At 74.7% G+C, this 19,599-nt stretch carries 21 protein-coding genes; 7 read left to right on the top strand and 14 right to left on the bottom strand.

Annotated elements, in window-relative coordinates:
• Position 1: 1 nt before the first annotated feature.
• Positions 2 to 316 carry a hypothetical protein gene (locus tag KBX06_RS08330; RefSeq protein ID WP_210833659.1) on the bottom strand — a complete coding sequence of 105 codons (315 nt, stop codon included), beginning with the start codon at positions 314 to 316 and terminating at the stop codon, positions 2 to 4.
• 203 nt (positions 317 to 519) lie between these two features.
• Between KBX06_RS08330 and KBX06_RS08325 the strand changes: the two genes are divergently transcribed.
• Positions 520 to 1,500 (top strand): DUF2267 domain-containing protein, encoded by a 981-nt coding sequence (locus KBX06_RS08325; RefSeq protein ID WP_210833658.1) that lies wholly within the window; start codon positions 520 to 522, stop codon positions 1,498 to 1,500.
• A gap of 83 nt (positions 1,501 to 1,583) precedes the next feature.
• Positions 1,584 to 2,378, top strand: a complete 795-nt coding sequence (locus tag KBX06_RS08320) for a spermidine synthase (RefSeq protein ID WP_210833657.1) — start codon at positions 1,584 to 1,586, stop codon at positions 2,376 to 2,378.
• A gap of 52 nt (positions 2,379 to 2,430) precedes the next feature.
• Here KBX06_RS08320 and KBX06_RS08315 read toward each other — a convergent pair whose 3' ends face one another.
• Entirely contained in the window at positions 2,431 to 3,732 is a 1,302-nt protein-coding gene (locus KBX06_RS08315) for an NAD(P)/FAD-dependent oxidoreductase (protein WP_210833656.1), read from the bottom strand.
• 72 nt (positions 3,733 to 3,804) lie between these two features.
• Between KBX06_RS08315 and KBX06_RS08310 the strand changes: the two genes are divergently transcribed.
• Complete coding sequence (locus tag KBX06_RS08310; protein WP_210833655.1) at positions 3,805 to 3,942, top strand: hypothetical protein; 138 nt, start codon at positions 3,805 to 3,807, stop codon at positions 3,940 to 3,942.
• Positions 3,943 to 4,090: 148 nt separating this feature from the next.
• Here KBX06_RS08310 and KBX06_RS08305 read toward each other — a convergent pair whose 3' ends face one another.
• The 4 genes from KBX06_RS08305 to KBX06_RS08290 all read right to left on the bottom strand — a co-directional run bounded on the left by KBX06_RS08305 (position 4,091) and on the right by KBX06_RS08290 (position 8,099).
• Positions 4,091 to 4,528 carry a hypothetical protein gene (locus KBX06_RS08305; protein ID WP_210833654.1) on the bottom strand — a complete coding sequence of 146 codons (438 nt, stop codon included), beginning with the start codon at positions 4,526 to 4,528 and terminating at the stop codon, positions 4,091 to 4,093.
• A 166-nt stretch (positions 4,529 to 4,694) separates the two neighbouring features.
• Positions 4,695 to 5,714, bottom strand: coding sequence for a TerC/Alx family metal homeostasis membrane protein (locus KBX06_RS08300; RefSeq protein WP_210833653.1), 1,020 nt, complete (start codon positions 5,712 to 5,714; stop codon positions 4,695 to 4,697).
• A 224-nt stretch (positions 5,715 to 5,938) separates the two neighbouring features.
• Positions 5,939 to 6,928 (bottom strand): glycosyltransferase family 9 protein, encoded by a 990-nt coding sequence (locus KBX06_RS08295; protein ID WP_210833652.1) that lies wholly within the window; start codon positions 6,926 to 6,928, stop codon positions 5,939 to 5,941.
• Complete coding sequence (locus KBX06_RS08290; RefSeq protein ID WP_210833651.1) at positions 6,921 to 8,099, bottom strand: glycosyltransferase family 4 protein; 1,179 nt, start codon at positions 8,097 to 8,099, stop codon at positions 6,921 to 6,923. The genes KBX06_RS08295 and KBX06_RS08290 overlap by 8 nt, the downstream gene beginning before the upstream one ends.
• 73 nt (positions 8,100 to 8,172) lie before the next feature.
• On the opposite strand from KBX06_RS08290, the gene KBX06_RS08285 reads away from it, so the two are divergent.
• Positions 8,173 to 9,339 (top strand): CaiB/BaiF CoA-transferase family protein, encoded by a 1,167-nt coding sequence (locus KBX06_RS08285; RefSeq protein WP_210833650.1) that lies wholly within the window; start codon positions 8,173 to 8,175, stop codon positions 9,337 to 9,339.
• A gap of 53 nt (positions 9,340 to 9,392) precedes the next feature.
• On the opposite strand, the gene KBX06_RS08280 is transcribed toward KBX06_RS08285, so the two are convergent.
• Positions 9,393 to 9,803, bottom strand: a complete 411-nt coding sequence (locus tag KBX06_RS08280) for a DUF2267 domain-containing protein (protein ID WP_210833649.1) — start codon at positions 9,801 to 9,803, stop codon at positions 9,393 to 9,395.
• A 154-nt stretch (positions 9,804 to 9,957) separates the two neighbouring features.
• On the opposite strand from KBX06_RS08280, the gene KBX06_RS08275 reads away from it, so the two are divergent.
• Entirely contained in the window at positions 9,958 to 10,227 is a 270-nt protein-coding gene (locus KBX06_RS08275) for a DUF2795 domain-containing protein (protein WP_210833648.1), read from the top strand.
• Positions 10,228 to 10,717: 490 nt separating this feature from the next.
• Here KBX06_RS08275 and KBX06_RS08270 read toward each other — a convergent pair whose 3' ends face one another.
• The 7 genes from KBX06_RS08270 to KBX06_RS08240 form a co-directional block, all read right to left on the bottom strand.
• Positions 10,718 to 11,689: a pirin family protein gene (locus KBX06_RS08270; protein ID WP_210833647.1), complete on the bottom strand. Its 972-nt coding sequence runs from the start codon at positions 11,687 to 11,689 to the stop codon at positions 10,718 to 10,720.
• A gap of 229 nt (positions 11,690 to 11,918) precedes the next feature.
• Positions 11,919 to 12,512 (bottom strand): hypothetical protein, encoded by a 594-nt coding sequence (locus KBX06_RS08265; protein WP_210833646.1) that lies wholly within the window; start codon positions 12,510 to 12,512, stop codon positions 11,919 to 11,921.
• 460 nt (positions 12,513 to 12,972) lie between these two features.
• Positions 12,973 to 13,797 carry a DedA family protein gene (locus KBX06_RS08260; protein WP_210833645.1) on the bottom strand — a complete coding sequence of 275 codons (825 nt, stop codon included), beginning with the start codon at positions 13,795 to 13,797 and terminating at the stop codon, positions 12,973 to 12,975.
• A gap of 216 nt (positions 13,798 to 14,013) precedes the next feature.
• Complete coding sequence (locus tag KBX06_RS08255) at positions 14,014 to 15,555, bottom strand: serine/threonine-protein kinase (protein WP_210833644.1); 1,542 nt, start codon at positions 15,553 to 15,555, stop codon at positions 14,014 to 14,016.
• A gap of 98 nt (positions 15,556 to 15,653) precedes the next feature.
• Positions 15,654 to 16,502: an SAM-dependent methyltransferase gene (locus KBX06_RS08250; protein ID WP_210833643.1), complete on the bottom strand. Its 849-nt coding sequence runs from the start codon at positions 16,500 to 16,502 to the stop codon at positions 15,654 to 15,656.
• A gap of 107 nt (positions 16,503 to 16,609) precedes the next feature.
• Positions 16,610 to 17,497: a helix-turn-helix transcriptional regulator gene (locus KBX06_RS08245; protein WP_210833642.1), complete on the bottom strand. Its 888-nt coding sequence runs from the start codon at positions 17,495 to 17,497 to the stop codon at positions 16,610 to 16,612.
• 127 nt (positions 17,498 to 17,624) lie between these two features.
• Positions 17,625 to 17,864 (bottom strand): DUF397 domain-containing protein, encoded by a 240-nt coding sequence (locus tag KBX06_RS08240; protein WP_210833641.1) that lies wholly within the window; start codon positions 17,862 to 17,864, stop codon positions 17,625 to 17,627.
• Positions 17,865 to 18,126: 262 nt separating this feature from the next.
• On the opposite strand from KBX06_RS08240, the gene KBX06_RS08235 reads away from it, so the two are divergent.
• Entirely contained in the window at positions 18,127 to 18,777 is a 651-nt protein-coding gene (locus KBX06_RS08235; RefSeq protein WP_210833640.1) for a GGDEF domain-containing protein, read from the top strand.
• Positions 18,778 to 18,945: 168 nt separating this feature from the next.
• Positions 18,946 to 19,596: an NAD(P)H-dependent oxidoreductase gene (locus KBX06_RS08230; RefSeq protein WP_210833639.1), complete on the top strand. Its 651-nt coding sequence runs from the start codon at positions 18,946 to 18,948 to the stop codon at positions 19,594 to 19,596.
• Positions 19,597 to 19,599 lie beyond the last annotated feature (3 nt).

The raw sequence follows: 19,599 nt of genomic DNA, 5'->3' as shown, positions 1-19,599 counted from the left end.
GTCAGGGTGCGGTGAGTGGTTGCAGCCGGGGCCCGGTCGTCCGCAGTTGCCGCGTCGTCGGCGGCTCGGCGTCCTCCGGCGGCCCCGAGTCGGGAGTCTGGAAGAGATAGCGGACGAACACCCCACCCGCCTCGTTGTCGTCCGCCCCGGGCCACTGCCCGACGCAGTCCACCCCCACCACCTCTCGGCCAGAGCCGTCGCCCTCCTCCAGCAACGCCCACAGGCTCACCGGATAGCAGCGGGTGTCCTCGGGCGAGAGGCGCCAGCGGGCGTACCAGCCGGGTCGGGCGGGAACGATCTCGACGATCCTCTTCATCACGACCTGTCCTTCCGCGTTCTCGGAAGTTCTCCGGTCCGCTGCGATCGTCGGCTCCCGCCGGGTGACCGACCCTCACCCCCGCCGGATGAAGCTCCGCCGGAGCGCCTGCGGCCCGGCCGCCGGCGTCCGTTTCGGTGCCGGCGACGACGGGAAGGCGACCGGCGGAAGCGAGGGAACACCAGCGGAAGCGAGGTGTCACCATGCGCAAGCAGATGGAGGGCGACAACCAGCGCCGCCGCGCGCTGGCCCGTCAGGCCCGCGAGCGCGGCATGCAGGCCAGCGAGACGGGGGCCAGCCTGAGCGCCTCCAAGCAGCTCACCCACCTGGAGCAGGGCAAGCGCGCCGGCCCGCCGCCGGCCGGCAGCCGCCACAAGCCGGACAGCACCCGCGGCGGGCCGGCCCCGCCACCGGCGGGGGTGCCGGAGTCCCCCCGCCCCCTGCCCGACCGGGGGTCGGGCGCGCCGGGCGGGACTCCGCTGGGCTATCACGCGCTGGTCGACGACGTCGTCCGCCGTACCGGGGCGGACTTCCGCACCGCCAAGGTGGGGGTCGAGTCGACCGTGCTGGTCCTCGCGTTCGCCCTGGGCGAGGCGGAGCGCCAGCGGCTGCTGGCGGCCGTGCCCAGCAAGCTGCACGACGTCGTACCGGTGGACGGCATCCGGCGCCGGCAGGACCTGCCGGGCTTCCTGGCCGAGGTGGGCCGGATCAGCGGCCGTACCGCGGAGCAGGCCCGCTACCAGGCGGAGGCGACCGTGGCGGCACTGGCCGACCACGACGGCGACCTGGTCGAGTCGCTGCACGTGCCCGACGGCCTACGGGACCTGCTGGAGCCGCCGCCCGCCGGTGGCGGGGTGGTCGGCGCGGCCGGCGCGACACCCCCGCTCAGCGACGCGGACCTGCGGGAGGCGCTCGGCGAGCTGCCGTACTGGTCCGGCGACGGCGACGCGCTGACCCGGACGGTGGAGCTGCCGGCGGACAACCTGGACCGGGTCCTGGACCGGATCGACCAGCTGCGGCAGGAGACCGGCCGCGGCCCGCGGATCGGCCGCCCGGACCCGGGCACCGCCGTGCTGACCGTACGGTCCCGGCAGGCCGGCGCCGTGACCGCGATGGACGTGGACCTCGCCCACGCCGTCGACGACGCGATCGACGAGGCGGGCGCCGGGATGGCAGCCGGCTGACCGGCGCGCGGGCCGGCGGGGCATCCTCCCGCCGGCCCGCCCCGGCTCGGCTCGGCTCGGCTCGGCTCGGCTAACGTGCCGGGATGGACCCCTCCGACGCGCACCGCCTGGAGCTGGTCGTCGACCCGATCCGCCCCACCGGGCGTACGCTCCTCGCCGCCGGCGTCGAGCAGTCCTACGTGGACGTTTCCGACCCCCGTCACCTGCATTTCGAGTACGTGCGTCGGATGGCGGCCGTGGTCGACCTGGCGGCGCCGCCCGGCCGCCCGCTGGACGTGCTGCACCTCGGCGGCGGCGCGCTGACCCTGCCCCGCTACGTGGCCGCCACCCGGCCCGGCTCGCCGCAGCTGGTCGTGGAACGCGACCCGGCCGTGGTCGACCTGGTGGCCCGGGAGTTGCCGGCGCCACCCGCCGACGTCGACGTGCGGGTGGCCGACGCCCGCGACGCGCTCAGCCGGGCGCCCTCGGCCGGTTACGACCTGGTGCTGGCCGACATCTACCGGGCGGCGCGGATGCCCGCTCACGTACGCAGCGTCGAGTTCGTCACCGAGGTGGCCCGGACGCTGCGGCCCGACGGCGTACTCCTGGTCAACGTGACCGACCTGCCGCCGCTGGTCCTCGCCCGGGTCCACGCGGCCACCCTGCGGGAGGTCCTCGCCGACGTCTGCCTGGTCGCCGACCGCCGGATGCTGCGCGGGCGGCGGTACGGCAACGTGGTGTTCGCCGCCGCGGCACGCCCCGGGCGGCTGCCGGTGGCCCGGCTGTCCGCCCGGGCCGCACGGGACCCGGTGCCCGGCGGCGTGCTGCACGGCGCGGCCCTGGACGCGTTCGTCGCCGGTGCCCGTCCCGCCACCGACGCCGCCCTCGCCACGCGCTGAGGCGCAGCACCCGACGACGTCGTCGCCCCCGGATGAGCACCGCCGGCTCGGGTCAGCGTGCCCGGACGGCCAGCTCGGGCGAGGAGCTCTCCAGCGGGACGGCGTTGGCCGGGACCAGGCCGAGCTGCACGGCCGGGCGCGGCAGGGCGGCGTCGAGCATCCAGTCGGCGCCCACCCGCATCCGGTTGCCGGGCATCGCCAGCAGGTGGTAGCCGCGGGTGACCACCTTGGCGGGCAACCCGGACAGCGACACCTTCAGCGGGTTCGCCGCCGCGTCCCGGCCGCCCAGGTCGACCACCCAGCCCAGGTCGTGGTGCTTGTACGGTCGGCGCTGCCCCTGCCCGTAGGAGGCGGCGATGTTGTGCGCGGCCAGCTTGCCCTGCCGCTGCGCGTGCTGCGCCGTCATGGTGCAGATCTGTCCGGGTCGGGTGAGGTCGGGTACGGCGGCGGCGTCGCCGCAGGCGTACACCTCGGGGAAGCCGGGGACGCCGAGGTACTCGTCGACGACCAGGCGGCCCCGCTCGGTGCGCAGCCCCAGCTCGGCGACGAACGGGTCGGGACGCACGCCGACGCACCAGACCAGGGTGCAGGTGGGCACGTAGTCGCCGTCGGTGAGGGTGACCCCGTCGGCGGTGGCGACGGCCACCGAGGTGCCCATCCGCACGTCCACGCCCCGGCGGCGCAGCACCCGGTCGGCGGTCTCCGACATCCGTTTGTCCAGCTCGGGCAGTACCCGGGGCGCGACGTCGAGCAGCAGCCACTTGGGGCGGATCTTGAGCCGGGGGCGCTGGGAGACCAGTTCGTCGGTGAAGAGCTGGCCGTGCGCGGCCACCTCGGTTCCGGTGTAGCCGGCGCCGACGACCACGAAGGTGGCACGCGCCTGCTGCTCGGCCGGATCGTCGGTCTGCTCGGCCAGCTCGATCTGGCGCACGACGTGGTCGTGCAGGTAGAGGGCCTCGGGCAGGCCGCGGAAGCCGTGGGCGTACTCGGTGACGCCGGGGATCGGCAGCAGCTTGTTGACGCTGCCCACGGCCAGCACCAGCCGGTCGTACGCGATGCGGTTGCGGTCCCCCTCCGGCTGGGTGAAGCCGACCCAGCGGTTCTGCAGGTCGACCTGGTCGGCCTCGCCGATCAGCACCCGCACCCCGTCGAGCGTCCCGGTCAGCGGTACCGAGACCCGCCGGGGCTCGACCACGCCGGCGGCCACCTCGGGCAGCAGCGGCAGGTAGAGGAAGTAGTCGGTGGAGTTCAGCACCACGATCTCGGCCCGGCCCCGGGCCAGCCGGCTCAACGTCTTCGCCGCGTGGTAACCGGCGAACCCGGCCCCCACGATCACCACACGAGGTTTCGTCATTGCGGCCCCGTTCCCACCCCGGGGCGTGACAAACGTGGCGGGACTGACGATTCAGCGCTCGGCCGGCCGGCCATGCCCGCTGCGCCCTACCTGCGGCAGAGCGGCCGCAGGCAGCTCACGCCCCGGCAGCGCCGGCGCGTCGAGCACAAGCAGGGGCGCATCGAGCGGCTCGGCGGCCAGTGGCCCGAGGCACGCCGGCCCAGGCGCTGACGCCGCGGCCGGCGGCCGGTCGCGACCGGCCGCCGCCGGCCTACGTCCCGGCGGAGGCGTGCCCGGTGCCGTTGTACGGCAGGAAGGCGGCATAGCCGAGATAGCCGCCGCGCAGGCCCGGCGGCGGCCGGGACCCGCCCCGCGGCTCTCACGGAACGGCGGGCCGGTCCGCTTCGTCGTCGATCCGTTCCAGCGTGTAGTGGATGGTCTGGGCGACGATCCAGCCCTGCTCGATGAGGAACGAGTCCGCCCCGTCGCGAACCTGTACGCCCTCGATCTGCGCCGTCCACTCCAGGAACGCCACCCGGTCCTCGACCAGGCGGTTGGTGTACACGTACCGGGCGCCGGGCAGTTCCTCCTCCAACAGGCGTGCCAACTCGCCCACGCCCGCGTGCCCGCGGAACACGCCGCGTCGTTCCAGGACCACGCACGACGGCGACACGTTGCGCGCCAGGTCCTCCGCGAACCGGTGCTCTCCGGCCAGCCGCAGATGGTCGTCGAACACCTCCCGCGCCGACCGCGCCCGCAGGGCCTCGTCCACCACACCACCTCCGTCCGATCCGGCCGCCAGCACCGCGTCGGGCATGGTGCCGCCGGGTACTGACGGGTCGGTCCGCCCCGGCGGCGGGGCCGGCTCCGCGGATCGGAGCCGGCCCGGCAGCCCGGCGACCCGATCGCCACCCGTCAGTCGTACCAGCCGGGTGGCGCGGCGAGACGCGGTCGGGCGGAACCGCACCGCGTCGGGTGACGCGTCAACGCCGCTCGACCACGATCTCCTTCTCGTCCCCGCTGGCCTTGGCGGTGGCGCGCAGGCTGGTGAGGGTGACGATCACCAGGACACCGATGATGACGCCCAGGGAGGCGAGGGTCGGGATCTCCGGCACGCCCTTCCAGATGCCGTGCGCCCAGTGCAGGCCGAGCTTGACGCCGATGAACGCCAGGATGATCGCCAGACCGTAGCTGAGGTGCACCAGCCGGCTGAGCGCGGCGTGCAGCACGAAGTAGAGCGCCCGCAGCCCCAGCAGGGCGAACGCGTTGGTGGCGAAGACCAGGTACGGGTCCTCGGTGATGCCGTAGACGGCCGGCACGGAGTCGACGGCGAAGACGATGTCCGTGGCGAGCAGCGCCGTCACCACGAGGGCGAACGGGGTGAGCGTACGCCGGCCGGCGAGGCGTACGACCATCTTCGGGCCGTGGTATTCCTCGGTGACCGGCATGAACTTGCGCAACAACCGCACCGAGCGCATCTTGCTGATGTCGACTTCCTGCTCGTGCCCGGAAAGGGCGTCGCGCAGCAGCTTCGCCGCCGTGAGCAGCAGGATGATCGCGAAGAGCAGGAAGGCGAAGTCCAGGGTCTGCAGGGCCGCCGCGCCGACGGCGATGAAGACCGCGCGCAGCACCAGCGCGCCGGTGATGCCGTAGAGCAGCGCCCGCTGGGCCAGCTCGGCCGGCACCGCGAACGCGGCCAGCAGCAGCATGAAGACGAACAGGTTGTCGACCGAGAGGGACTTCTCCACCAGGTAACCGGTCAGGTACTCCACGCCCTGCTTCGAGCCGAAGCGGGCCCAGACCCAGGCACCGAAGGCCAGCGGGAGGGCGATGTAGAACGCGGACCAGCCCAGCGCCTCCCGCATCGACACCTCGTGCGGGCGGCGGGTGACCAGGAAGTCGAGCACCAGCAGGGCGATCACGGCGGCGATGGTGACGCCCCAGAGCGTGGGGGTACCGACCGACTGAAAACCAGTGGCAGCAAGATATGTCAGATCGGACATGGAGCCTCCTCGAACACCCTGTCATGTTCGAGGTCTCCTTCACCCACTTTTCGTGGGCAGCCACCCGAGGCGTGCTCCGGGCACGCCGTACTGACCGGGATGGCTCGTGGGAAGTACTCCCCTCGTCGCGACAAGGTTAGGGCAGGCCAGTGGGCTCGGCAAACGGGGCACGCCAGATCACGCGTGCGACGCGTGACGCGGCCTCGGAGGGCCTCCGTACGAGCTCAGCGGGCGGTGACGGCGGCGAGGACGGCCGCCACGTCCAGGTCGGCCATGCACGCGGGGCCGGCCGCGTCGAGCGGGCAGCGCGCCTCCCACCAGCAGGGCTGCTCGGTGATGGCGGTGGGGCGCCGGTACGCGCACCCCGGCAGGCCCTGCAGGTCGACGCCGCCGATCCCGTACCGCCGGGCGTCGGTGGGGCCGAACAGCGCCACCGTCCCGGCGCCGGTCGCGGCGGCGAGGCGCACCGGCCCGGTGTCCGGCCCGACCACCACCCCACCACGCCGCCTGACCGCCGCGAACTGCCCGGCGAGGGTCGGCAGGTCGGCCCGGGGAAGCGGCACCCCGACCGGCGCGACGGGGTCCACCGGGCCGACGGTGAGCACGGGGTGCCCGCGCCTGGTCAGGGCGCGGGCCAGTTCCCGCCAGCGCCGGTCCGGCCAGCGTTTCACCGCCATCCCCGCATCGGTGACGAGCACCACCGGCGGCGCCAGGGGCTCCCCCACCAGCCGGGCCACCGCCCGCTCCCCCGCCCGGCCGGCCGCGCCACTGAGGCGCACCCGGGGTCGGGCGGCCCGGTCGACCGCGCCGAGCAGCCCCTCGGCGCAGAGGATCTCCAGGTAGCGGTCGCCCACCGGCTGCTCCGGCGGCGGATCGCGCCACAGGTTCGTCACGGCCCGCCCGGCGCCGGATTCGAGCAGGTCGGGGATGCCGTCGTAACGGGTGGTGGTGACCGCCAGATCGGGCCGGGTGGCCGCCAGCGCCGCGACGACCGCCTCCCGCTCGGCACCCGGTCCGGCGTGCCGGGGAGTGCGCACCTCGGCGACCGTCGGGTCGGCGCGCACCAGGTCCGCCCCGGGGGCGTGGGTGAGCACCCGCAGCCGCGCACCGGGGTTGCGGCGGGCCAGCCCGTGCACCGCCGGCAGCAGCATCAGCAGGTCGCCGATCCCGCCGAGCAGGTCCACCACCAGGATCTCCGCGTACTTCTCAGGCATCCGCGCGCCCCAGGGCCCGGGCGTAGAGGTCGCGGTGCGCGGCGGCCACCCTCGGCCAGGAGTACGCGGCGGCGAAGGCCCGCCCGCGCTCGGCGAGCCGGCGGCGCAGCACCGGATCGGCGAGCAGCCTGCCGACCGTACGCACGATCGCCGCACTGTCCCGGCGGGCCCCGATCACCGCGACCGCCCCGCTGCGGTGCGGCCCGTCGTCGCCGGCGTCGGACTCCGTCGCCGCGGTCGGCACGCCGTGCGCGAGCGCGGCGAGCAGGGCGCCGCTCTTCGTGCTCACCCCCGTGGTGAACGGCAGCACCGCCACGTCGGCGGCGTGCAGCGCGGCGGAGACCCGCTCGGCGGGCAGGTGCCCGGTGAACGTCACCGCGTCGGCCACCCCGCAGCGGTCCGCCAGCCCGGTCAGCTCGGCGCGGAACGCCTGTGCCTCCCGCTCGGGCAGCGCCTGCGAGGTGAACCCGCCGACCACCAGCAGCCGCAGGTCCGGATGGTCGCGACGCAGCTCGGGCAGCGCCTCGATCAGGTACCGCAGTCCCTTGACCGGATGCACGAAGCCGAAGAAGGCCAGCAGCGGCGCGCCCTCCGGCAGCCCCAGCTCCAGCCGCAGGCGGGCCCCCGACGTGGCCGCCCCGACGTGGTCGACGACGTTCGGGGCGATCGGGATGTGGGTGGCCGGCCGGCCGGTGCGGGCGTGCACCACGGCGCCGTGGCCGGGGTTCGTGACGATCACGGCCGCGCTGGCCGGCACCAGCCGGCCGGACTCCCGGTCCCAGCAGCGGGCCCGCTCCACCGCCGACCAGAGCCGTCCCGGCAGCCAGCCGGGGCAGGCCCACCAGCCGTACTCGTGCAGGGTGGTGACCAGCGGCACCCGCCGGGGCAGCCGCCACGGCAGCAGTCCGGGCTGCCCCGAGAACCGGTACGCCGACGGGGCGAACTGCACGTGCACCACATCGGGGGCCAACTGGCGGACCCGGCGAGCGGCCCGGGCGGTGGCGGCCCGCCACGGTCCCCCGGCGCCGTCCGGGCGTACCGGCACGGGGGTCGCCTCGACGCCGACGCCGTCGAGCGCCTCGACCAGGTGCGTCACGTAGTCGCTGACGCCGTCGGCGTCGGGGCGACCGGGACCGTGCAGCATGGCCACCCTGATCCGGTCGTCGACCACGCCACCTCCCGTGTCTCGGCGGGCGGGTTCCCGACCCCTTACGGGGCAAACGCGCCTCGCCTATGGTGTGCCGATGACCGAGGACCTCCCGGCCGGCCCGCTGGCCGGCGTACGGGTGATCGAGCTGGCCGGCATCGGGCCCGGTCCGTTCGCCGCGATGATGCTGGCCGACCTGGGCGCGGACGTGGTCCGGGTGGACCGGTCCACGGACGTGGACCCGGACGCGTTCGGCACCGCGCACCCGGACCTGCTCAACCGGGGACGCCGCTCGGTCGGGGTGGACCTCAAATCCCCCGACGGCCGGGAGGTGGTGCTGGCCCTGGTCGCCGGCGCCGACGCGCTGATCGAGGGGTTCCGTCCCGGGGTGACGGAGCGGCTCGGTGTCGGCCCGGCACACTGCCTCGCGGTGAACCCCCGGCTGGTCTACGGACGGATGACGGGTTGGGGGCAGGACGGCCCGGCCGCCCCGTACGCGGGGCACGACATCGGCTACGTGGCGTTGACCGGCGCGCTGCACGGGATCGGCCGGGCCGACGAGCGGCCGGTGCCGCCGATGAACCTGCTCGGCGACTTCGGTGGGGGCGGGATGATGCTCGCCCTCGGCCTGGTCTCCGCCCTGTACGCGGTGCGCGGCGGGGCGCGGGGCCAGGTGGTCGACGCGGCCATCGTCGACGGCGTGGCGGTGCTCAGCACCCAGATCCACGCGCTGCGCCAGCTCGGCATGTGGCACGACGCGCGCGGCGCGAACCTGCTCGACGGCGGCGCCCCGTTCTACGACACCTACGAGTGCGCCGACGGCCGGTACCTGGCCGTCGGCGCGTTGGAGCCGCGCTTCTACGACGAGCTCGTGCGGCGTACCGGCTTCCCGCTGCCCCCGGACGAGGCGCCGGAGCGCACCGACCCGGCGAACTGGCCGGCGCTGCGCCGGTCGTGGGCGCGGCTGTTCCGCACCCGGACCAGGGACGAGTGGGCGGCGCTGCTGGACTCCTCGGACGCCTGCGTGGCCCCCGTGCTGGACTGGCGGGAGGCGCCGGAGCATCCGCACCTGGCCGCACGGGGCACGTTCGTGCAGCGCAACGGGGTCACCCAGCCGGCCCCGGCGCCCCGCTTCTCGGGCACTCCCACCGCGCTACGCCGCCCCCCGCCCCAGCCGGGCGAGCACACCGACGAACTGCTGGCCGAGGCGGGCTTCGGCCCGGAGCGCGTCGCCGCCCTGCGCGCCGCCGCCGCTGTGGCCTGACGCGCGGCACTGGCGCGCACGGCACTGCCCGGCCGCGCGCGCGGGCGGGCCGGTCAGGAGCGGCGCAGGGTGGCGCCCGGCGCCATCGCGGGCTCGACCATGTCCCGGTAGTCGCGCGGAAGCTGGACCACCACGTCGTCGAACTCGCCGCCGCTGATCGCCTCGCGCAGGGTGACGAAGACCGCCCGGGCGGCGTCCCGGGCGGCGGGCTCGGTCACGTCGGCCCGCACGGCGACACGGGCGACGAACTCGGCCGCGCCGAACCGCTCCGCCGACTCCGTGCGCGGGCTCGGCTTCAGCACGAGCTGCAACGGCTTGGGCAGTTGCGCGGCCAGGTCCAGCACCTCCCCGCCGGTCAGCCGCTCGGCGAGGGTCTCGAGCGTCGCCCGGGTCGACGCCACCGCCTGCTCCGAGGAGGTACGGCTGCGCCGGGCGACCTGGTCGATGAAGGTGTCGTAGTTCATCCGGGCTCCTTCGGGCTGCGTCGGGGCCTGCGCGTACCCGCCGGGGCGGCCGGGAAACGGCGGGCATTTCAGGACCGGGCGGCGCGTGACGGCCCGCCGGGCGGGTAACCGCCGCCGGTCGTGACCCGATCGATGCCCGGGAGGAGCCCACACCATGGCGAGTTACGCCGACGTGTTGCACTACCTGTCGAGCCTGGACTACCCGGCCGAGAAGGACGACGTGGTACGCGAGGCTGAACGGGAGGGCGCCCCGCCGGACGTGCTGCGCGCGTTGCGGGCCCTCCCGCCGGTCGACTACGCCAACGGCAACGAGGTGGCCCGCTCGGCGGGCGTCGAGGCGGCCCCGGAGGTCGACCCCGCCCAACGGGCGGCGCAGGCCCGGGACAAGCACCAGCGGGTGGCGCAGCACCTGCGCGGCCGCTGAGACCTGCTGGCAACGGTCGAGTGGCGTACCCGGACCGGACGGGCTGTCGACGCCGGGCGGGACGACGCCGGATCGGCACCCGGCGAGAAGATGCCGGACAGGCGGGCGCCCCCGTCACGAACCGCGACCGGGGCGCCACACAGAACCTGTCCGGTGGCCGGTCGGGCCCGAACCGGGCCGCGACCACCAGGCGGTCGATGTACGCCCGAACCGGGCGAGCATCAGCGCTGCGACCATCATACGATGGAACATCATCCGTTCGGCTGATTACGGCGCAAGTGTGGGCCAGCCCACCCGTGAGTCAGGCGGCCGTGCGGGGAACGGGCCAGCCGGGCGGCGCTGTCCCAGCCCGCGGCGTGCTCGGCGAAGCCGCGCCCGCTGCCGGCAAGCCGGCGTACCAGTCGTCTCCTGTCCTCGACGTGGGAGGTGGCTGTGGTCGGCATGCCGGCGACTACCCGCGCCACCTCCGGCCACGCCTGCCCGCCTCAGCTCAGCCCCTTAGCCCACCGCTGCGATCGCGCGCCTTGAGGCGGGTGGTCGGCAGTGCCGGGGCGGGCAACGGCGGGGCGGGATCGTCGGCGACGAGGCCGAAGCGCCGCCCGGCCATCCAGTCCTCCCGGGCGGCTGCCACCTCCTCGTGCGAGCGTCCGACGAAGTTCCACCACATCACCAGCGGCTCCTCGAAGGGGGCCCCGCCGAGCAGCAGCAGGCGGCTCCCCGGCTCGCCCGTCAGGGTGAGCCGCTCCCGGCCGGCGCCGAGGTGGAGCAGCGCCCCGGGGGCGAAGCGCACCCCGTCGACCTCCGCGGCGCCGGACATGGCCAGCAGCCCGTACTCGAAGTCGGGGCGCAGCGGCAGCGTGGCCGGCGCGGAACCGCGCAACTCCACCTGGGCGCCGAGCAGCGGCGTGTACGTCAGGGCCGGCGACCGCTCGCCCGCCAGCTCGCCGACCAGCAGGGTGACCCCCAGCTCGCCGTCGCGCCAGCGCGGCAGGTCGGCGTGGTGGGCGAAGTCGGCAGCCCCGGCGCGGGCCGGGTCCGGCAGCGCCACCCAGAGCTGCACGCCGTGCATGAGCGGCGGGTGCCGCTCGGGCGAGCGCTCCGAGTGGGCGATGCCGTGCCCAGAGGTCATCACGTTGAGCTGGCCGGGGCGGATGGGCTGGACGTTGCCCAGGCTGTCCCGGTGCATGATCTCCCCGTCGAGCAGCCAGGTCACGGTCTGCAGGCCGGTGTGCGGGTGGGGCGGCACCTCCATGCCGGGCCGATCGGCCACGTCGTCCGGCCCGAAGTGGTCCACGAAGCACCAGGCGCCGATCATCCGCCGCTGCCGCTGCGGAAGCAGTCGGCGGACGGTCGTGTAGCGGCCCAGCGGAACGTCGTGACCGGGCAGCAGGACGCTGCCGGGGTCGGCGCTGGCCACGCCGGGTGGTCGGGTGTCCGCGGGCATCTTCTCGGTGCGCTCCACCGCCCGACTGTACGCCGGGACACGGCACGAAGCCGCCGGCCGCCTCGCCGCCCAACGGGCACCGGGGCATGCGGCTGGCCGGCCCGGCACCAAGCATGCGGCTGACCGGCCCGGCACCAAGCATGCCGCCGGCCGGCACCCCGGGTGGGGTGCCGGCCGGCGGCAGTGATCACGAACGTGCCTGTGCCTGGTGCCGCGCCTTGTGTCTGGTGCTGTGCTGAGCCTGTGGTCAGCTGTTCCAGTGCTCGGCGACGAGGTCGGCGGCCTGCTGCTCCCACTGGGCGTAGTGGTCGGGGTACGCCGACACCTGCACCGTCTGCGCGGCCTCGGTCAGGGGCATGTCCTGCCAGCCGTCGACCTGCTTGAGGCCCTTGAGGAACGCCAGGGTGGAGTACTCGGGGTCGGTGATCTGCTCGACCGTGCCCCAACCACTGGACGGGCGCTGCTGGAACAGGCCCTGCGAGTCGTGGTCGTTGCGGTCACCCAGGTGACCCAGGTTCTCCAGCTTCGACTCCTGCAACGCGGTGGCGATCGACACGACGGCGGCGCGCTCGTCCATGCCGGCCTTCTTCGTCGCCGCGATGATCGCCTTGACGTTGGCCACCTGCTCGTCGGACAACTCGACGCGCGACTGCGCGCCCTGCACACCATGCGGCACCAGCTTCGCCGTGTCGACCGACGGCTTGTCGGCCTGCACCGCCACCGCCACCGGCGTGGTGTCCACCGCCGGCGCGGCATCCGCGACAGCCGGACCAGCGAACACGCCACCGGCAAACGCCAGACCCGCAACACCAAGAACGCTCTTACGCAGGAACGTGTTCATCAGAAATGCTCCATTCGGGGGTCGGCACCCACGCACCGAAAAGGGGGATCGGCTGCACGCGGATGCAAGCACCGTCCGGCGCCCATGAACTCGAGGGGGACTCCAGTCGACCTGGAGAAGATCGCGCGGGGCGGGGGTTGCCCTCACGTCGGTCGGACCATGTGTAACGACCGCCGGCCCGCCATCATTCCGGGGCCCCGGCACGCCATCGCGGCGGCGTGGCCGTGCCCTGCTCGGTCGTACGCAGGGTGTAACGACCCCGCCCCGGCCACGATTCCGCCCCCACGATGACCCCGACCACACGCCGAAACCAGACAAACCGACCATCCGGCACCCCAGTGCCTGTCCGGCCGGGTCTTCCGCCCACTCGCACGGGGCGTGACACCAGGGGCGGATGCGGGTGTCGCGCCCCGCCGGTCCTCGTCGGCGGGCCCGCCCGGTGCGTACCCCCGGGGGTGGCTCAGCGCGACGGGTCGTGGTCCGGAACCTGCCCGTCGGAGTAGGCGCTGCGGTAGATCGTGCCCCGCCCCGTCGGGTCCGGCGCGTAGGGCAACGGGACGCAAGCGACGGGCGGGGCGGGGTCGACGGGCGGGGCGGGGTCGACGGACGCCGCCGCGCCGCGCCGGGCCCGGACGATCCGGGAGGCCACGAACCAGCCGGCCGCCGCCACGCAGGCGACGATGACCACCTTCTGCAGCACGCCGGCGTAACCCTCGACCAGGTGCCAGTTGTCGCCGAGCAGGTAGCCGGCCATCACGAAGGTGGTGTTCCAGATCAGGCTGCCGAGCGTCGTGTAGACCGCGAAGGTCAACACCGGCATCCGCTCCACGCCGGCCGGGATGGAGATCAGGCTGCGGAAGATCGGGATCATCCGGCCGAAGAAGACCGCCTTCACCCCGTGCCGCAGGAACCACTCCTCGGTGCGGTCCACATCGCTCAGTTTGACCAGCGGCAGCCGCTGGGCGATCGCGCGGATCCGCTCCCGGCCGAGCGCGGCGCCGATCCGGTACAGCGCGAGGGCGCCGATCAGCGAGCCGAGGGTGGTCCAGAAGATCGCGCTGACCACGCTCATCCGGCCCTGGCCCGCGACGAAGCCGGCCAGCGGCAGGATCACCTCGCTGGGGATCGGCGGGAAGAGGTTCTCCAGGGCCACGGCCAGACCCGCGCCGGGGCCGCCGAGCCGCTCGACCAGACCGATGACGAAGCCGGCCAGTCCGTCCTCGGGCGGCGCAGCCTCCGCGGCGGTGGAGCCGGAGGCGAGCAAGGCGTGCGCGGTACGAATCATGGTCCCCACGCTACGAACCGATCCTGGGAGTCCGCCATGGGGCCGGCCCTCCCGTTCGGCGGGACGCTCCGCAGCGGCGGGGTGCGGAGCAACGCGGGGCCCGCCGGGTCCGACGGGCGGTCCGGGCGAGGACCACGCGCGCGGTCCGGCGGTGTGCGGCGGCCTCGTCGGGGCGGCCGGCACGGCGGCGAGGCCGGCGAGGCCGAGCGAGCCGCCTCAGTCGTCGTCCTCGTCGTCCCGCGACCCCACGTCGACCCGGTCGAGCAGGGCGTCGAGGCGGGCCGCCGTGTCGGGCGGGATGCGCCTCTCCTGGGCCGCCTCGGCGAGGCGTTCCCGCAGCTGCTCGACCCGCCTGGCCCGGTCCTTCTGGTTGCCCCGGCGTAGGTCGGCGAGCTTGTCCCGCAGCCCCTCGACCGTCTTGCGGTCGATCTCGCCGCGGGCCTGCGCCCACGCGAGCAACGCGGCGAACTCGGCGACGAACTGCGGCAGGCCGACCGGTGCGGGCCGCGCGGTGACCGGGGGCGTAGCCGAGGTCGCGCTCGGCCGGGGCGTCGGCCTGACCGGGGTCGGGTCGCCGGCCGGCGTGGCGGTGGCGGGGGCCGCGGCCGGTGGCGGGCTCTCGCCGTCGCTGAGGACCAGCGCCCCGACGAGCCCGACGAGCAGCACGACCCCCACGGCGACCAGCGCGGTGAGCGGCCTGTCCCGCGGCGCGGCGGGCCCGCCGCCAGGAACGGGGCCGCCGGTGCGGCCGGCCGCGAGGTGGTGCCCGCCGGCCGGGGCGGGGTACGACCCCCCGGCACGGCCGCTGGCGGGGCCCCGGTTCGACGACGGCAGCGCGCGGTCGACCAGGGTCGGCGGGTGTGCCGGCGGGGCCGCCGCGCCGGCGGGCAGCCTCGGCAGGACGGCGGTGGACGGGTGGGCCGGCGCTCCGGCGCCGAAGCGGGCGGCGAGCTGGGCGGCGCTCGGCCGGTGCGCCGGGTCGGTGGCGAGGCAGGCCAGGGTCAGCTCGGCGGCGTCGGCCGGCAGCCCGGGGACCCGTGGGGGCGGCACCGGCCGGTGCCCGGCGTGCACCTCCAGCGCGTCCTCCCAGGTCTGCACGGGCAGCGGGGCCCGGCCGGTGAGGGTGCGGTAGAGCAGCGCACCGAGGGCGTAGACGTCGCTGGCCGGGTCCGGCGCCCCGGGCCTCATCCGCTCCGGGGCGAAGTACGCGGGCGTGCCCATCAGCAGCTCGCCGGTCTGCCCGGCGCGCGGGTGGAGCGGCCCGGCGAGCGCGGCGATACCGAAGTCGAGCACCTTGGCGCCGGTCTCGGTGAGCATGACGTTACCGGGCTTGACGTCGCGGTGCACCACGCCGATGCGGTGGGCGGCGGCGAGCGCGGCGGCGACCTGACCGGCCATCCGCAGCGCCTCCGGCCAGGGCAGCGGGCCGGAGGCCAGCCGGTCGGCCAGGTTACTCCCCTGCACCAGCTCCATCACCAGGTACGGCACGACCATGCCGCCGTCGAGGCTCGCCTCGCCGTAGTCGTACACCTGGGTGACGTGCGGGTGGGTGAGCCGCGCGGCGGCGCGGGCCTCGCGCTGGATGGTGGCTCGCAGCTGCGGGTCGGTGGCGAACTCCCGGGTGAGGGCCTTGACCGCCACGGGGCGGTGCAGCACCTCGTCGTCGGCGTGCCACACCTCCGACATTCCACCGAGGCCGATACGTTCGCGCAGGACGTACCGGTCGTGCAACCGCAGGCTGGGCGAGAACGGCGACATGGCCGTTCAGTCTGCCCTGCCGGCGGGGGCGGCGACCAGCGCGGTGCCCGCGCGCGTGCCGGCCGTCCCGGTTCGGGCCGGCGAGCGTCGGCGGGAGGTCAGGGCTTGCGGGCCACCGCCCCGTACATGCTGACCTCGGCCGCCGACGGACGCGGCTGCGGGGCGTCCTCGGCGCGCCAGTCGGCCACCGAGGTGATGCCGGGCTCCACCAGCTCCAGCCCTTCGAAGAACCGGGTGAACTCGGCCCGGGCGCGCAGGTTGATCAGGCCGTGCGGCCCGCCGCCCCGGGCTGCCGCCTTCGCCTCCTGTGCCACCTGCGGGGGGAGGTAGTCGTGGGTGGCATGCGAGGCCACCAGGTAGCTGCCCGACGGCAGCGCGTCGAGCAGCCGCGCGACCACGGCGTACGGGTCGTCGTCGTCGCCCACGAAGTGCAGGATCGCGACCAGCATCAGGGCCACCGGCCGGGACAGGTCGATGGTGCGCAGCAGGTCGGGGTGGCGCAGGATGCGCTCCGGGTCGCGCAGGTCGGCGTCGATGTAGGCGGTGGCGCCCTCTGGCGCGCTGGTCAGCAGCGCCCGGGCGTGCGCGAGCACGATCGGGTCGTTGTCGACGTAGACGACCCGCGACTCGGGGGCGACCGCCTGGGCGACCTCGTGGGTGTTGTCGGCGGTCGGGATGCCGGTGCCGATGTCGAGGAAATGGCGGATGCCCGCCTCCCGGGCGAGGTGCCGCACCGCCCGCTGGAGGAAACGGCGGTTCTCCAGGGCGGCGGTGCGGATGGTCGGGAAGGACGCCGCCATCGTGTCGCCGGAGTCCCGGTCGGCCTGGAAGTTGTCCTTGCCGCCGAGCCAGTAGTTGTACCGGCGCGCAGGGTGGGCCACCGAGGTGTCGATGCGGTCGCTGGGGTGGGCGGGGCCGGTCGCCGCGCCCGGGGCATCGGTGGTCAAGGCAGCCTCCACGACTCTGCACCACCCGCGAGCGGGGGCGTCCGTCCACTGTCGCCGGTCGGCGACCATGGTAGCCGCAGCGCCGTCGGGGCGAGACCCCACCATGGTCACCCCGGATAGAGGTCGTCCAGGATCCCGCCGAGGATCTCGGGCGTACGCTCCGGCGGCTCGGCCTCCACGCAGAGGCGTTCCATCGCCACCGCGTAGTAGTCGAGGTCGTCGCGCTTGTCGAGGTAGATCGCGCTGGTGAGTTGTTCGATGTAGACGATGTCGGGCAGTTCCTGGTCGCCGAAGCGCAGGATGGTGAAGGCCCCGCCCGCGGCGGCGTGCCCCCCGGCGGCGAACGGGATGACCTGGAGCCTGATGTTCGGCGACTTGGTCGCCTCGATCAACGCCGCAACCTGGTCACGCATCACCCGGGGGCCGCCGATGGGCCGGCGCAGGGCGGCCTCGTCCACCACCGCCCAGAGCAGCGGCGGGTTCTCGCGGTGCAGCAACCGCTGACGCTGCAGGCGCAGCGTGACCCGGCGCTCGATCTCGGCCGCCGCGGCCCGCCCGTGCCCGAGCAACACCACCGCGCGGGCGTACTCCCGGGTCTGGAGCAGGCCGGGCACGAACTGGACCTCGTAGCTGCGGATGAGCGCCGCGGCCGCCTCCAGCCCGAGATACGACTGGAACCAGTTCGGCAGCACGTCGCCGTAGCGGTGCCACCAGCCCGGGCTGTTGGCGTCGCGGGCGAGCTTGAGCAGCGATTCCCGCTCGTCGGGGGCGGTGACGCCGTAGAGGGTCAGCAGGTCCGCGACGTCGCGCTCCTTGAAGCCGACGCGGCCCAGCTCCATCCGGCTGATCTTCGACTCGGAGGCGCGGATCTCCCAGCCGGCGCCCTCCCGGCTCACCCCGCTGGACTCTCGCAGCCGGCGCAGTTGGGCACCGAGCAACATGCGCAGCACGGTCGGGCCGCTCCCCGGACCGCCCTCGGCGGGACCCATCGCCACAGCCGACCTCCACTTGCCGGTTCGTGTCGGCCAGCACCCCCGCGCGGCCGACGTGTAAGCATGCCATGAACCGTGAGTGAGGTGAACTTCCTCGGTGCGGACGATCCGTCCCGCGGACGGGACGCGGTCAGGCGATCAGATCGTCGAAGTCCCCGTCGCGGGCGCCGAACACGAAGGCGGCGATCTCGTCCACCGTGTAGATCAGCGCCGGCCCCTCGGGGTGCCGGGAGTTGCGCAGGGCGATCCCGGCGTTGCCGGGCAGTTCGGCCAGCTCGACGCAGTTGCCGCTGGGGTTGCTCCGGTGACTCTTCCGCCAGCGGAGCGGGGGCAGCTGAGTGGTGGGAACGCCGTTCGGAGGCTGTTGCATGGGCGTCTTTCTCTCGCGAGCCCCACGACGCCGGGCAGCGGTGGCTCGGTGAGGGGCGCACGGCATCGACGATGGGCTTCCTGCACGTGCATCTGCTATTGCATCTGCATCGGACAGCGAGCATGATAACGCACGTGAACGGTGCCCATCTGTTCACTCTGAGTTACCGCAACTGGGCTGGCACCCGGGCGGACAGGCCCCCGCGCGCGGGGGCCGACCGCCCACCCGCCGGGGCCGCAGACATCGTGTGACGGGAGGTCTCGTGCCGGATCCGTTGACCATCGCGTCCGGCATCTGTGCCGCCGGGGCACTCGTCACCTCCTGGCAACTGCGGCGTCGCGCGATCGAGGCCGAGGCCGAGATCAGGCACCTTCAGGCCGAGCTCGCCGCCGAGCGGCACGCCGCCAGCCACGACCCCCTCACCGGCCTGCCCAACCGCCGGGCGTTCTATCGCCTCGCCGCCACCCTGCTCACCGACGCGGCCGGGCAGCCGCTGATCGCCGTGGTGCTCGACCTCGACGACTTCAAGCAGATCAACGACCGCTACGGGCACTCCGCCGGCGACCAGGTGCTGGTCAGCGTCGCCCAACGGCTCGCCGCCTTCGCCGGGGACAACCTGGTCGCCCGGCTCGGCGGCGACGAGTTCGCCGGGCTGCTGGCCAGCCCGACGATCGACCGGCGGTGGATCGAGCACGCCACCCGACGGCTCTGCGACAGCCTCGCCGCGCCGATCCCGCTGGGCGCGCTCAGCGTCCGGGTGACCGCCTCCGTCGGGCTCGCCCCCGTCACCGGGCCGGCACAGCTCACCGAGGCGCTCGACCGGGCCGACGCCGCCATGTACCAGGCCAAGAGCCTCGGCGTGGCCCGCCCGCCCCGGCAACTCGTCGACACCGCCCACCTGGCGGAGTGCTGAGCGGGCCGGCCGATCGCGCCCGCCTCGCCGTCGACGAGGGTGCCGGCGCCGGCACCCTGCCGCAGACCATGGCGGTGATCACCGGCCCGACGCGTTCCGACGTGTCTCGCGGGGGATGCCGGGTATGCCGGCCGGGTCAGCGCCGCACCGGCCGAGAGGGGAACCACCGTGGCGAGCATCCGGGCCCTGGTCCTGAACTGCACCCTCAAGCGGTCCCCCGCCCCGTCGAGCGCCGAGGCGCTCGGGCGCGAGGTGCTCGACGCCCTCGCCGAGCAGGGGGTGGCGGGCGACCTGGTCCGGGTCGTCGACCAGGACGTACGGTTCGGGGTCTCCGTCGACGAGGGCGACGGCGACGGCTGGCCGGCCATCCGGTCCAGGCTCATGGCCGCGCAGATCCTCGTCATCGCCACGCCGATCTGGCTCGGCCAGCCGTCCGCGGTGTGCAAGATGGTCCTCGAGCGGCTCGACGCCGAACTTTCCGAGACCGACGCCGAGGGCCGGCTGCTCACCTACGGCAAGGTGGCCGGGGTCGCGGTCGTCGGCAACGAGGACGGTGCCCACCACACCATCGCCGAGGTGCAGCAGGCCCTCAACGAGGTCGGCTTCACCTGCCCCGCGGCGGGCGCCACCTACTGGGTCGGGGAGGCACTGCACACGACGGACTACCTCGACGCCCGCCCCAAGCCCGACACCACGGGGCGCGCCACACAGGCCCTGGCGCTCAACAGCGCGCACCTGGCCCGGCTCCTGACCGAGCAGCCGTACCCGCCGCCGGACACCCGCGGCGCCTCGGTCGGTCCGAGCCGCGAGCCGGCCTGACGG

The organism is Micromonospora sp. C31, assembly GCF_018070575.1.
Taxonomy (GTDB): domain Bacteria; phylum Actinomycetota; class Actinomycetes; order Mycobacteriales; family Micromonosporaceae; genus Micromonospora.
This window is presented reverse-complemented; position numbering and strand designations above follow the sequence as displayed.

Bases quoted from the DNA above. Each gene is read 5' to 3' on its own strand.
- KBX06_RS08280 (WP_210833649.1), bottom strand. From the start codon at position 9,803: ATGAACTACGACACCTTCATCGACCAGGTCGCCCGGCGCAGCCGTACC.
- KBX06_RS08265 (WP_210833646.1), bottom strand. From the start codon at position 12,512: ATGAACACGTTCCTGCGTAAGAGCGTTCTTGGTGTTGCGGGTCTGGCG.
- KBX06_RS08255 (WP_210833644.1), bottom strand. From the start codon at position 15,555: ATGTCGCCGTTCTCGCCCAGCCTGCGGTTGCACGACCGGTACGTCCTG.
- KBX06_RS08300 (WP_210833653.1), bottom strand. From the start codon at position 5,714: ATGTCCGATCTGACATATCTTGCTGCCACTGGTTTTCAGTCGGTCGGT.
- KBX06_RS08315 (WP_210833656.1), bottom strand. From the start codon at position 3,732: ATGACGAAACCTCGTGTGGTGATCGTGGGGGCCGGGTTCGCCGGTTAC.
- KBX06_RS08285 (WP_210833650.1), top strand. From the start codon at position 8,173: ATGACCGAGGACCTCCCGGCCGGCCCGCTGGCCGGCGTACGGGTGATC.
- KBX06_RS08325 (WP_210833658.1), top strand. From the start codon at position 520: ATGCGCAAGCAGATGGAGGGCGACAACCAGCGCCGCCGCGCGCTGGCC.
- KBX06_RS08320 (WP_210833657.1), top strand. From the start codon at position 1,584: ATGGACCCCTCCGACGCGCACCGCCTGGAGCTGGTCGTCGACCCGATC.
- KBX06_RS08275 (WP_210833648.1), top strand. From the start codon at position 9,958: ATGGCGAGTTACGCCGACGTGTTGCACTACCTGTCGAGCCTGGACTAC.
- KBX06_RS08260 (WP_210833645.1), bottom strand. From the start codon at position 13,797: ATGATTCGTACCGCGCACGCCTTGCTCGCCTCCGGCTCCACCGCCGCG.
- KBX06_RS08310 (WP_210833655.1), top strand. From the start codon at position 3,805: ATGCCCGCTGCGCCCTACCTGCGGCAGAGCGGCCGCAGGCAGCTCACG.
- KBX06_RS08240 (WP_210833641.1), bottom strand. From the start codon at position 17,864: ATGCAACAGCCTCCGAACGGCGTTCCCACCACTCAGCTGCCCCCGCTC.
- KBX06_RS08295 (WP_210833652.1), bottom strand. From the start codon at position 6,928: ATGCCTGAGAAGTACGCGGAGATCCTGGTGGTGGACCTGCTCGGCGGG.
- KBX06_RS08305 (WP_210833654.1), bottom strand. From the start codon at position 4,528: ATGCCCGACGCGGTGCTGGCGGCCGGATCGGACGGAGGTGGTGTGGTG.
- KBX06_RS08330 (WP_210833659.1), bottom strand. From the start codon at position 316: ATGAAGAGGATCGTCGAGATCGTTCCCGCCCGACCCGGCTGGTACGCC.